We start from the raw sequence: 11,992 nt of genomic DNA, 5'->3' as shown, positions 1-11,992 counted from the left end.
GGTGGGAGTCCACCCGCACTTCCAGCGTTACGTCCGTCTCGGGGACGGCCTCGGCGATGGTGGGGCGGGCGCGCCGGTCCACGAAGCCGGACGGCATGTGGAACAGCAGGTCGAGGACGCGCGGCATCTCCCGCCCCAGCAGCCGGCCATAGGGCCGCGCCAGCTTGGGGCCGATGCCGGGCAGGCTGGTGAGCGGCGCGAACAGAGGGAGGAGGGCATCCGGGCGCATGGCGGCGGAAGGTGTCCTCTTCGCCGGCGCGGCGCAAGCGGCTCCTGCTCTGCTTCAACTGGAGGTCACAGGCGATCTCCTATATCTATCAACATTCAACCCACAGCGATGAGTGTCCCGCATGAGCACCGGCGAGAGCGAAGGCGAACAGGCGGAACGCATGGCCTTCATCCTCGGCCTGCGGCAGCGGGGGATTCGCGACGTGGGCGTGCTGCGCGCCATGGAGCTGGTGCCGCGGCCCCTGTTCGTGGACCCCGCCTTGCGCCGGCACGCCTATGACGACGTGGCCCTGCCCATCGCCTGCGGCCAGACCATGTCCCAGCCCAGCCTCGTCGCCGCCATGACCGAGGCCCTGTCGCTGACCGCCGACCATTCGGTGCTGGAGGTGGGGACGGGATCAGGCTACCACGCCGCCGTGCTCTCCCACCTCGCCGCGCGGGTGGTGACGGTGGACCGCTACCGGTCGCTGGTGGCGGAGGCGCAGGCGCGCTTCGAGGTGCTGGGCCTGCGCAACGTCACTGCCTATGTGGGCGACGGCACCCAGGGCATGCCAGCGCGCGCCCCCTTCGACCGCATCCTGGTGACGGCGGCGGCGCCCGACATTCCCTTGCCGCTGATCGACCAGCTCAAGTTCGGCGGCGTCATCGTGATGCCATTGGGCGCGCCGGAAGAGATCCAGACCCTGGTGCGCTACGTGAAGGAGCAGTCCGGTCGCACCCGCACCGAGCTGATGAAGGTGCGTTTCGTGCCACTCATTCCGGGCGCCGCGGCCACACTTTGACACAAAGCGCCATGGCGCGGCCCCATTGGTCCCGTCCTAAGTGGTGGTGCGGTTGCCGCCCGGGGTCCGGTCGGCTATCGAACCTTTACGTTTCGTTGCGGGGGATGAATAACGTGGCGGTGGTCGTGTCGCGCCGAGTGTGGCGGGTTCTGGCGTGCGCGGTCCTGCTCGGCGCCCTTGTGGGCTGCGGGGGCCGGCCGGCCGGCGTGCTCATCCCGGTGCCGGGCGACGTGCCGGGCACGTCCCGCGTCAACATGGTGGTCGCGACCGTCCGCGAACGCGCCGACGGGCCGGACATCTTCAACGGCGAGCGCGCGCGCAAGTCGAGCTTCGCCGAGGTCACCGTCTCCATCCCGCCGGCCCGCAAGGAAGGCGACGTGCAGTGGCCGCGGTCGGTTCCCGGCAACCCGGCCACCGACTTCGTCACCACCCAGCTTGACGAGCTGACCCAGGAGCAGGCCACCACGTGGTTCAACGCGCGCATCCGCCGCACGCCGAACCGGCAGGCGCTGGTATTTGTCCACGGCTTCAACCAGCGCTTCGATGACGCGGTCTTCCGCTTCGCCCAGATCGTCCACGATTCCAACGCCCCGGTGACGCCGGTGCTGTTCACCTGGCCGTCGCGCGGCAGTCTGCTTGCCTATGGCTACGACCGGGAGAGCACCTCGGTCTCGCGCGATGCCCTCGAACGGCTGCTCACCTTCATGGCGAAGGACCCCAACGTGGGCGAGATTTCCATCCTCGCCCACTCCATGGGCAATGTGGTGACGCTGGAAGCGCTGCGGCAGATGGCGATCCGCAACGGCCGCATCCTGCCCAAGATCAAATATGTGATGCTCGCCGCCCCCGACGTGGACGTGGACGTGTTCGCCGCCTTCTTCAACGAGATCGGACCCAACCGGCCCGCCTTCACCTTGTTTGTCTCGCAGGACGACAAGGCGCTGGCGGTCTCCAAGCGGGTGTGGGGCGACGTGCCGCGCGTGGGCGCGGTCAATCCGGAGCTGGAGCCCTATCGCTCCGAGTTCGAGCGCAACAACATCAACGTCATCGACCTCACCAAGCTGAAGACCGACGACGCCCTCGCCCATGGCAAGTTCGCCGCCAGCCCCGAGGTGGTGCAGGCCATCGGCGCCCGCCTTGCCGAGGGCCAGGCCATGACGGATTCCCGCGTGGGCGTGGGCGAACACATCATCCAGATGACCTCGGGCGCCGCCTCCACCGTGGGCACGGCCGCGGGGCTCGTCATCGCGGCGCCGGTTGCGGTGCTGGATGAGAACACCCGCAACCAGTACGGCCAGCATGTGAAACAGCTCGGCCATTCCGTGACCGACACCGCCGCCAGCGGCACCCACGCGGTGACCGCCCCGGCCGCGCGCTGATCGGGCGTTGTGCAGGAGCCGGTGGGCGCAGGCCGGCCGGTGTTGCTTCGGGGCAACGGGTAAGATGAAACGTCGGCGGCCATCCGCCGGGGCGGGCCGACTTAAGCCGCCGTTTACGCCTGGGACCCTTAACTGCCGCATGTATTTCGTTGCGTGCGAGTTCGGTCACATGCGTATTTCCAGCGAGACTCACGGGCGTAATGTCTTCGCGCGACTGGCGCTGATCGGGCTTGTGTCCGGTACGGTTGCCGGGTGCAGTTCGGACTCGACCCGGTTCCTGACGGATGGCTTCACGGCCCCGCCCCAGCAGCAGGCGACTGCCGGCTACGGCGGCGGCTATCAGGGCCAGCAAGGGGGCGGGCAAGGCGGCGGTGATGTCACCGGCTCCCTCGGCGCCGCGCCGTCGGGCCGCGTGGATGCCGTCGCGCTGCCCCCGCCCGGTCAGGGCGGGACAGGCATCCAGCCTTCCTCCTATGCCTCCTCCGGCGCGACCCAGCCGCTCTATGGCGCGGCGGGTTATGGCGCCGCTGCGCCGGTGACCGCCTCGGCCCGCCCGGCGGTGCCGGGAACCCATGTGGTGGTGGGTGGCGAAACGCTGGCCTCCGTTGCCCGCATGTATGGCGTCACCCCGGCGGCGCTCGGCGCGGCCAACAATATCGCTCCGGGCCATACGGTGCGGACGGGCCAGACGCTGGTCATCCCCCCCGGCGGCAACGGTGCCTCCCAGGCCCATGCCGCCCAGGCCGCAGCCCAGCCGGCGTTGGCCGCGAAGCCGCCGCAGGTGGCGGCCGCGCCCCAGACCCTGACCGTGCCGGGCAAACCGGCCAGCCAGCCGGCGACCGTCGCCGCCAAGCCGCTGACCACCGCCCCGGTCCTGTCCCAGAACCTGACGCCGCCTCCGGCGGCGGCTGCAGCCGCCAAGCCTGCGCCCGCGCCCAAGCTCGCGGCGGCCCCGACGCAGGCGGTGGCCAAGTCGGCGGCGCCGGAGCCCAAGGTGGAAACCGCCGCCAAGGTCTCGCCCGTCGCCGATGCCGACGATGCGCCCCGCGCCTCCGGCTCCGGTCCCCAGTTCCGCGCCCCGGTGCGCGGCCGCGTCATCGCCTCCTTCGGCCCCAAGCCGGGTGGCGCCCACAATGACGGCGTGAACTTCGCCGTGCCCGAAGGCACCGGCGTGCGCTCGGCCGAAGATGGCACGGTGGCCTATGCCGGCAACGAACTGAAGGGCTACGGCAACCTGGTGCTGGTGAAGCATGCGGACGGCTACGTCACCGCCTATGCCCACAACAGCGAGCTGAACGTGAAGCGCGGCGACACCGTGCGGCGCGGCCAGATCATCGCCAAGGCGGGCCAGAGCGGCAACGTCACCTCGCCGCAACTGCACTTCGAGATCCGCAAGGGCTCCACCGCCGTGGACCCGAGCCGCTATGTGGCCGGCCTCTGAGCGGGCCTGAGTTTCCCCTGACGACGGCCGGGCTTGCCCGGCCGTTTTCATGTCCGGTGTCCGGTTCCCGGCATGGACGGACGGGGAGGGGCGTGGTGCCGGCGCGCCTTCCCGAGCTTGACGGCGCTTCCCCCCGCTTATAGGCCCAGCATATGACCTCCCGCGCCTTCATCGCCGGCTGCGCCGGTCCGCACCTGACCAAAGACGAGCGCGCCTTCTTCGCGGATGCCGCGCCGTGGGGCTTCATCCTGTTCGCGCGCAACGTAGAGACGCCGGACCAGGTCCGCGCCCTCGTTGCGGATTTGCGGGCGGCGGTGGGCTGGCAGTCGCCGGTGCTGATCGACCAGGAAGGCGGGCGCGTGCAGCGCCTGAGGCCGCCCCATTGGCCGGAATACCCGCCCGCCGAGCCGTTCGGCGCGCTCTACCTGAACAACCCCGCGGCGGCGCTGGAGGCGGTGCGGCTCAATTCCCGCGCCATCGCCGCCGACCTCTACGCCCTCGGCATCGACGTGGACTGCCTGCCCTGCGCCGACCTGCGCCATCCCGACGGCCACGGCATCATCGGCAACCGGGCCTATGGCACCGCGCCGGAGCCGGTGGCGGCGCTCGCCCGCGCTGCGGCGGTGGGATTGCTGGAAGGCGGCGTGCTGCCGGTGCTCAAGCACATTCCCGGCCATGGCCGCGCCCCGGCCGACAGCCACGAGCGGCTGCCGGTGGTCACCGCCCCCCGCGCCGAGCTGGAGGCGGCGGACTTCGCCGCCTTCCGCCTGCTGGCCGACCTGCCCATCGGCATGACCGCCCACGTGGTCTACGCCGACATCGACCCGGAGCGACCAGCCACCACCTCGCCGAAGGTGATGGAGGAGGTGATCCGGGGCAGCATCGGATTTACCGGCCTGCTCATGAGCGACGACCTCTCCATGGGCGCATTGGCCGGCGACATGGCGACCCGTGGCCGCGATGCGCTTTCCGCCGGCTGCGACCTGCTCCTCCACTGCAACGGACGCCTGGACGAGATGACCATCGTGGCCGGCGTGTCGCCGCAGCTCTCCGGTGTGGCGCAGGAGCGGGCGGACCGTGCCCTGGCTTTGCGCCAGACCCCGGCCGAGGTGGACGTGGCGGCGCTGCGCGAAGCGGTAGCTGCGCACATCCGGCAGGTCGCCTGACCATGGCGGGCGAGGCCGCACCGGACCCCTTCGAGGCTGGCGCCGACCGCGTCGAGCCCGGGTCCGGCGAGGCCTTCATGGTGGATGTGGACGGCTTCGAGGGTCCCCTGGACCTTTTGCTCGCCCTCGCCCGCACCCAGAAGGTGGATCTCACCCGCATCTCCATCCTGGCGCTGGCGGACCAGTATCTCACCTTCATCGAAGAAGCCCGGCGCGGCCGGCTGGAGCTCGCCGCTGACTATCTGGTCATGGCGGCCTGGCTGGCTTACCTCAAATCCCGCCTGCTGCTGCCCGCCCCCCCCCAGGGGGATGGGCCGAGCGCGGAGGAACTGGCCGCCGCCTTCACCCGGCGCCTGCGGCACCTGGAGCGCATCCGCAGGGCGGCGCAGGACCTGATGGCGCGGCCCCAGCTCGGCCGTGACACGTTCGCCCGCGCGGTGCCCCCCGCCTCGGGCGAACCGCTTTATACCGTCTGGACCGCCACCCTTTATGATCTCCTGTCGGCCTATGCCCGGCAACGGCAGACCCAGGTTCTGTCGCATGTGACGCTCAAGACCCGCGCGGTCTGGTCGCTGGCGGAAGCGCGGGCGCGGCTGGAACGGCTGCTGGGCGCGGACGCGGTGGGCGAATGGATGCGGCTCGACCGATTCCTGCTAGATTACATGGCCGAGCCCGAGCAGCGGGCGACCGCGCTCGCGTCGAGCTTTTCGGCCAGCCTCGAGATGGTGCGCGAAGGCATGCTGGACATCCGGCAGGATGCCCCCTTCGCCCCCCTGTGGCTGCGCTCGCGCCCGGCCGAGCCCGTTTTGCCACTTGAGGCGCCGCATCCGGCGCCCGGAGAGGAGACATGACCCGGCCCGCACCGCGCATCGACCTGTTCGACGTGCGTCCGGAGGACGAGCGCGCCTCCGCCTTCGCGCGTGACCTGCGCGTGATCGAGGCCTTGCTCTTCACCTCCTCCGGGCCGGTGGATGCGCGCGCCCTCAAGCCGCATCTCTCCAAGGAGGCCGACCTTGGCGCGCTGATGGAGGCGCTGACAGCCGATTATGCCCGGCGCGGGGTCAACATCCTGAAGGTCGCCGGTGGCTGGATGCTGGGCACCGCGCCGGACCTCGCCCGCGTGGTGGCCGGCCCGGTGCCCGATGCGCGCAAGCTGTCGCGCGCCGCCATCGAGGTGCTCGCCATCGTCGCCTATCACCAGCCGGTGACGCGGGCGGAGATCGAGGAAATCCGTGGCGTCTCCACCTCCAAGGGCACGCTGGACGTGTTGCTGGAGACGGGATGGGTGCGCCTGCGCGGCCGCCGCAAGGCCCCCGGCCGCCCGGTGACCTACGGCACCACGCCGGCCTTCCTGGTCCAGTTCGGCCTCGACGCGGTGCAGGACCTGCCGGGGCTCGACGAGATGAAGGGCGCCGGCCTCATCGACGGCCGCCTGCCGGCGGGCTTCGCCATGCCGCTGCCCTCCGATGACCCTTCCCTGAGGGAGGACGAGGAGGCGCTGGAGCCCGACGCCCTCGACTTCACCCTTTCCCCACCCCCGGACGAGGACGATTCGGACACGCCCGACGAGGCCTGAGAGGAAGAGTTCCGGTGCTGATCGACGACATCGTGGAGACCAATTCCGTGCGCAGCCGCACGCCTGCCGCCATCGCCAAGGGCCTCGCCTTCGATGCCGTGGAACTCGCCTATGGCGGCGTGCCCGCCGTGAAGGGCGTGAGCCTTGCCGTGAAGCCGGGGGAGGTGCTGTGCCTGCTCGGCCAGTCGGGCTGCGGCAAGACCTCGCTGCTGCGCCTCGCCGCCGGCATCGAGCGGCCGGACCGGGGCCGCATCCTCATCGACGGCGAGCCGGTGGCCGGGCAGGGCGCCTTCGTGCCGCCGGAGCGCCGGGGCGTGGGGCTGGTGTTCCAGGACTATGCGCTGTTCCCCCACCTCACCAATCTGGAAAACGTGCTGTTCGGCCTCGGCGGGCTGAAGCGGGCCGAGGCCGAGCGGGAGGCGCGGCTGGCGCTGGCCCGCGTCGACCTCGCCGATCTCGCCGACGCCTATCCCCACGAACTCTCCGGCGGCCAGCAGCAGCGCATCGCGCTCGCCCGCGCCATGGCGCCGCGTCCCGGCATCCTTCTGCTCGACGAGCCGTTCTCCGGCCTCGACAAGCGGCTGCGGGACCAGGTCCGCGCCGACACGCTGGCGGTGCTGCGCGACGCCAGGGCCACCGCCATCATCGTCACCCACGATCCGGAAGAGGCCATGCGGCTCGCCGACCGCATCGCGCTGCTGCGCAAGGGCGAGCTGGTGCAGCTCGGCCCGCCGGCGGAGCTGTACCGGCGGCCGGCGGACCTCGGCGTCGCCCGCTTCTTCTGCGAGCTGAACGAGATGGAGGCGGTGGCGCTGGACGGGCAGGTGGATACCCCGCTGGGCCGCTTCGCGGCCCCCGCGGGACTGCGCGAGGGCGCGGTGGTGGTGGCGGTGCGCCCGCAGGGCATCGCGCTCGCGCCCGCCGGCGTCGGCATCGCCGGCCGGGTGGTGGAGCGGCGCTTTCTTGGCGAACTCGATCTCGTGGAAGTGATCGTGGACGGCCTGGAGCGCCCGCTCCTGATCCGCCTGCGGGATGCAGGCGCCGCGCGCAAGGGCGACGAGGTGGGGCTTGTGGTCGACCCCGCCGATGTCCTTGTTTTCGCCGCGGGCGGGGCCTAGTGTCCCCGTCCGAGAAAATCCGTGCGCGAAAATCGCGCGAGGCGCGCCGCGGCGCAAAAAGCTTCCTTGGAGGACGTTAAATGGGTTCGCTGAGCATCTGGCACTGGATCGTGGTGCTGGCCGTGGTGCTCCTCCTGTTCGGTCGTGGCAAGATCTCCGATCTCATGGGCGACGTGGCGAAGGGCATCAAGTCCTTCAAGAAGGGCCTGGCGGAGGACGACGAACCGGCGAAGACCCCGGCCGCCCCGCCCGAGGCGCCGCGCCCCCTCCCGCACCAGACATCGAGCGCCGCCGAGGCCGAGAAGAAGCCCGTCTAACGACGGGCTCCCTTTAACCCTTGAGGAGGGCGGCGGCGGGTCCGCCGGGTTCAGGCGCTCATGTTCGAAATCGGCTGGTCCGAGCTGATGCTGATCGGCATTGTCGCGCTGATCGTCATCGGCCCCAAAGAGTTGCCTTCGGTGCTGCGCACCGTCGGCCGCACCATCACCAAGGTGCGCCGCATGGCAGGCGAATTCCAGGGCCAGTTCCAGGAGGCCCTGCGGGAGGCCGACCTTGCGGACATGCGCAAGGAAATCTCCGACGTCACCGAGAGCGCCCGCTCGACCCTGGCGACCTCCGAGATGTTCGACCCGCTGCGCTCCATCCGCGAGGAAATCCGCACCACGGTGGAGGGCGGCAATCCGCCGGCCAAAACCCCCGAGATTCCGGCCCCCGAGGCCCCGGCCGTAGCCGCCGCTTCGGCGCCGCTGGAGCTGCCTGCCGCTCCCCCCGAGGCGGCGCCTGATGCCGTGCCCGATCCCATGGCGGCGATCCGCGACGAAATCCGCCGGATGGTGGAGGCGGGATCTCCGCCCGCTGGCCCCCTTGCCGCCGAACCCGTTTCCGCCCCCGCCGCCGGTGAGACCAAGAGCGCGTCATGAGCGACGAGGACGAAATCGACGCCTCCAAGGCCCCGCTCATCGAGCATCTGATCGAACTGCGCTCGCGGCTCATCAAGTCGCTGATCGCGTTCCTGATCGCCTTCTTCGTCTGCTTCATGTTCGCCAAGCAGATCTACAACATCCTGTTGTGGCCCTATGAGTTTGCCTCCGGCTTTGCGCCGGGCATCAAGCTCATCTACACGGCGCCGCAGGAATTCCTGTTCACCCAGATCAAGCTCGGTATGTTCGGGGCGGCGTTCATCTCGTTCCCGGTGGTGGCGACGCAGGTCTACATGTTCGTGGCGCCGGGCCTCTACAAGCACGAGAAGAACGCGTTCCGGCCCTATCTGGTGGCGACCCCCATCTGCTTCCTCATTGGCGCTGCGTTCGTCTATTTCGTCGCCATGCCGCTGGCCATGACCTACTTCCTGGGCATGCAGCAGACCGGCGGCGACGGGAAGGCGGAAATCTCGCTGCTGCCGCGCGTGTCGGAATATCTGTCCCTCATCACCACGCTCATCCTCGCCTTCGGCATCTGCTTCCAGCTTCCGGTGATCCTGACCCTGCTCGGGCAGATCGGGGTGGTGACGCAGGACATGCTGAAAAAGGCCCGCCGCTACGCCATCGTCGGCGTATTCATCGCGGCGGCCGTGCTGACCCCGCCGGACGTGATCAGCCAGCTCTCCCTTGCCCTGCCGACGCTGCTTCTCTACGAGGTGTCCGTCTATCTGGTGGGCATCGTCGAGAGGCGGCGGCTGGCGGCAGAGGCGGCGCGGGACGCGGCCGACGCCGCCGCAAGCTGAACGCGGCGACGGGGTCTTTCCGGAGTTTTGAAATTTTTGGGCGCGCGGTGGTTCTCCCCGATGCGTCATGGCCGGGCGTGTCCCGGCCATCCACGCGGATGGGCCGGGAGCCCTCCTGGGCTTTGGTGGCCTCGGCCCGACGTGGATGCCCGGCACAAGGCCGGGCATGACGGTGGAGCGGGTGGTCCTGCGCTGCGCCCATGCGGCGGAGCCTTGCCATGCACGACATCAAATGGATCCGGGACGAGCCGGAAGGGCTTATCAACGCGCTGGTGCGGCGCGGTGGCGGGTCCGACGAGGCGCGGCGGGATGCTGAGGCGCTGGTGGCAAAGCTGCGCGGCCTGGACGAACAGCGCCGCGCCACCCTGACCCAGCTGGAAGCCCTGCTCGCCCGCCGCAATGCCGCCTCCAAGGAGATCGGCCAGGCCAAGTCCAAGAAGGACGAGGGCACCGCCGCCGCTCTCATGGCCGAGGTGGCCGAGCTGAAGGAGAAGGTGCCGGCGCTGGAGGCCGAGTCCAAGCGCCTCGAGGCGGAGCTGAACGGCGAACTCGCCGCCATCCCCAACGCCCCGCTCGCCGAGGTGCCGCAGGGCGCGGACGAGCACGACAATGTAGAAAAGAGCCGCTTCGGCGCGGCGCGCTCCTATGCCTTCACCCCGAAGCAGCATTTCGAGGTGGGTGAAGCCCTCGGCCAGATGGATTTCGAGACCGCCGCCAAGCTCTCCGGCGCCCGCTTCGTGGTGAACAAGGGGCCGCTCGCCCGGCTGGAGCGCGCGCTGGGGCAGTTCTTCCTGGACGTGCACACCGGCGAGCATGGCTACATCGAAGTGAACCCGCCGCTTCTGGTGCGGGATGATGCGATGTTTGGGACCGCGCAACTGCCGAAGTTCCGGGAAGATCAGTTTTGGGCAACACGCTGGCTTGACAATCAAGAAATCATGGCAGTAGCGCTTCGCGGAGATGATGAGCGCCTCGAAACGGCGCTTGCTAAAGAAACGTTGGCATCTGAAGGCCTCTGGCTCATCCCCACCGCTGAAGTCCCCCTGACCAACCTCGTCCGCGAGTCCATCCTCTCCGAGGAAGAACTCCCCCTGCGCCTCACCGCCTGCACGCCCTGCTTCCGGGCCGAGGCCGGTGCGGCGGGGCGTGATACAAGGGGGATGATCCGCCAGCACCAGTTCACCAAGGTGGAGCTGGTCTCCATCACCACGCCGGAGAAGTCGGCCGAGGAGCACGAGCGCATGCTCGCCTGCGCCGAGGCGGTGCTGAAGAAGCTGGACCTGCACTATCGCGTGGTCACGCTCTGCACCGGCGACATGGGCTTCGCCTCGCAGAAGACCTACGACATCGAGGTGTGGCTGCCGGGGCAGGGGGCGTTCCGCGAAATCTCCTCCTGCTCGGTGTGCGGCGATTTCCAGGCCCGGCGCATGAATGCCCGTTATCGGCCCGCCGAAGGGAAGGGCCCGCGCTTCGTGCATACGCTGAACGGCTCGGGCGTGGCGGTGGGCCGCGCGCTGGTGGCGGTGCTGGAGACCTACCAGCAGGAAAACGGCGCCGTCACAGTCCCGGATGCACTGCTGCCCTATATGGGCGGGCTGAAGACCATCGAGAAGCTGAAGTAGGACATAGGCTCCCTCTCCCCTTGCGGGAGAGGGCTGGGGTGAGGGGTGGCACCGGTGATCGACAGAGAGACCCGGCAAAAGGCCCGTCCCACACCCCTCACCCGTCTCGCGGCCTTGCTGCGAGCCACCCTCTCCCGCAAGGGGAGAGGGGTCACACCTTTGCGGAAAAGGTCCCATGCGCATCCTGGTCACCAATGACGACGGCATCCACGCGGCGGGCCTCGAGGCCTGCGTCCGCATCGCCCGCAGCTTCACCGACGACGTGTGGGTGGTGGCGCCCGAGTTCGACCAGTCCGGCGTCGCCCACTCCCTGTCGCTCAGCGATCCCCTGCGCCTGCGGCAGGTGGAGGAGCGCCGCTTCGCGGTGAAGGGCACGCCCACGGACTGCGTGATCATGGCGGTGCGGCACATCCTCGCCGACAATCCGCCGGACCTGGTGCTCTCCGGCGTCAACCGGGGCCAGAACATCGCCGAGGACGTGAGCTATTCCGGCACCGTGGCCGGGGCCATCGAGGGCACCATCCTCGGCATCCCCTCCATCGCTTTGTCGCAGGCGTTCGGCATCAAGACCCGCGAAAATCCCAACTACATCACCGCCGAGACCCACGCCCCCAAGATCATCCGCACCCTCTTGGGCGAGGGCATTCCCCCCGGCATCGTGATGAACGTGAATTTCCCCGACCGCGCGCCGGACGAGATCGCCGGCATCGCCGCCACCTTCCAGGGCAAGCGCGACCAGCGCCTCATGCGCATCGACGAGCGCCGCGACGGGCGCGGCCATTCCTATTACTGGATCGCCTTCGAGCGCCGCATCTTCGAGACCTCCCCCGGCTCGGACCTGCGGGCGCTGGACGAAGGCCGCATCTCCGTCACCCCCCTGCGCCTCGACATGACCGACGAGCCGCAGATGACGCGGCTCGCTTTGCTGTTCGACACCAAGTAGGGGCGGGGCAGGGG

Annotated in this window: 12 protein-coding genes and 1 pseudogene; 12 read left to right on the top strand and 1 reads right to left on the bottom strand. The window is 69.7% G+C overall.

Annotated elements, in window-relative coordinates:
* Positions 1–229 (bottom strand): annotated as a pseudogene (locus K9U41_RS18665) (ATP-dependent DNA helicase RecG); the annotation flags it as partial.
* 121 nt (positions 230–350) lie between these two features.
* Here K9U41_RS18665 and K9U41_RS18660 point away from each other — a divergent pair.
* The 12 genes from K9U41_RS18660 to surE all read left to right on the top strand — a co-directional run bounded on the left by K9U41_RS18660 (position 351) and on the right by surE (position 11,978).
* Entirely contained in the window at positions 351–1,010 is a 660-nt protein-coding gene (locus K9U41_RS18660) for a protein-L-isoaspartate(D-aspartate) O-methyltransferase (protein ID WP_282642373.1), read from the top strand.
* Positions 1,011–1,114: 104 nt separating this feature from the next.
* Positions 1,115–2,389 (top strand): alpha/beta hydrolase, encoded by a 1,275-nt coding sequence (locus K9U41_RS18655; RefSeq protein WP_432715827.1) that lies wholly within the window; start codon positions 1,115–1,117, stop codon positions 2,387–2,389.
* Positions 2,390–2,558: 169 nt separating this feature from the next.
* Positions 2,559–3,830, top strand: a complete 1,272-nt coding sequence (locus tag K9U41_RS18650) for a M23 family metallopeptidase (RefSeq protein ID WP_282642371.1) — start codon at positions 2,559–2,561, stop codon at positions 3,828–3,830.
* Positions 3,831–3,982: 152 nt separating this feature from the next.
* Positions 3,983–4,996, top strand: coding sequence for a beta-N-acetylhexosaminidase (gene nagZ, locus K9U41_RS18645; protein WP_282642370.1), 1,014 nt, complete (start codon positions 3,983–3,985; stop codon positions 4,994–4,996).
* Positions 4,997–4,998: 2 nt separating this feature from the next.
* Positions 4,999–5,847, top strand: a complete 849-nt coding sequence (locus K9U41_RS18640; protein ID WP_432715826.1) for a segregation and condensation protein A — start codon at positions 4,999–5,001, stop codon at positions 5,845–5,847.
* Positions 5,844–6,572, top strand: a complete 729-nt coding sequence (gene scpB / locus K9U41_RS18635) for an SMC-Scp complex subunit ScpB (RefSeq protein WP_282642369.1) — start codon at positions 5,844–5,846, stop codon at positions 6,570–6,572. Before K9U41_RS18640 ends, scpB begins: the two co-directional genes overlap by 4 nt.
* A 14-nt stretch (positions 6,573–6,586) precedes the next feature.
* Positions 6,587–7,690 carry an ABC transporter ATP-binding protein gene (locus tag K9U41_RS18630; RefSeq protein ID WP_282642368.1) on the top strand — a complete coding sequence of 368 codons (1,104 nt, stop codon included), beginning with the start codon at positions 6,587–6,589 and terminating at the stop codon, positions 7,688–7,690.
* An 80-nt stretch (positions 7,691–7,770) separates the two neighbouring features.
* The gene (locus tag K9U41_RS18625) at positions 7,771–8,007 is read left to right on the top strand and encodes a twin-arginine translocase TatA/TatE family subunit (protein WP_012116377.1); all 237 of its coding nucleotides are present in this window, start codon (positions 7,771–7,773) and stop codon (positions 8,005–8,007) included.
* 60 nt (positions 8,008–8,067) lie between these two features.
* Positions 8,068–8,610: a Sec-independent protein translocase protein TatB gene (gene tatB / locus K9U41_RS18620; protein WP_282642367.1), complete on the top strand. Its 543-nt coding sequence runs from the start codon at positions 8,068–8,070 to the stop codon at positions 8,608–8,610.
* Positions 8,607–9,413, top strand: a complete 807-nt coding sequence (tatC, locus tag K9U41_RS18615) for a twin-arginine translocase subunit TatC (protein WP_282642366.1) — start codon at positions 8,607–8,609, stop codon at positions 9,411–9,413. The genes tatB and tatC overlap by 4 nt, the downstream gene beginning before the upstream one ends.
* A 218-nt stretch (positions 9,414–9,631) precedes the next feature.
* On the top strand, positions 9,632–11,035 hold the full coding sequence (gene serS / locus K9U41_RS18610) for a serine--tRNA ligase (RefSeq protein WP_282642365.1): 1,404 nt from the start codon (positions 9,632–9,634) through the stop codon (positions 11,033–11,035).
* A gap of 175 nt (positions 11,036–11,210) precedes the next feature.
* Entirely contained in the window at positions 11,211–11,978 is a 768-nt protein-coding gene (gene surE / locus K9U41_RS18605; protein WP_282642364.1) for a 5'/3'-nucleotidase SurE, read from the top strand.
* The last annotated feature ends 14 nt before the right edge of the window (positions 11,979–11,992 follow it).

This window comes from Xanthobacter autotrophicus, assembly GCF_029991245.1.
GTDB classification, from domain to species: Bacteria; Pseudomonadota; Alphaproteobacteria; order Rhizobiales; family Xanthobacteraceae; genus Xanthobacter; species Xanthobacter autotrophicus_C.
This window is presented reverse-complemented; position numbering and strand designations above follow the sequence as displayed.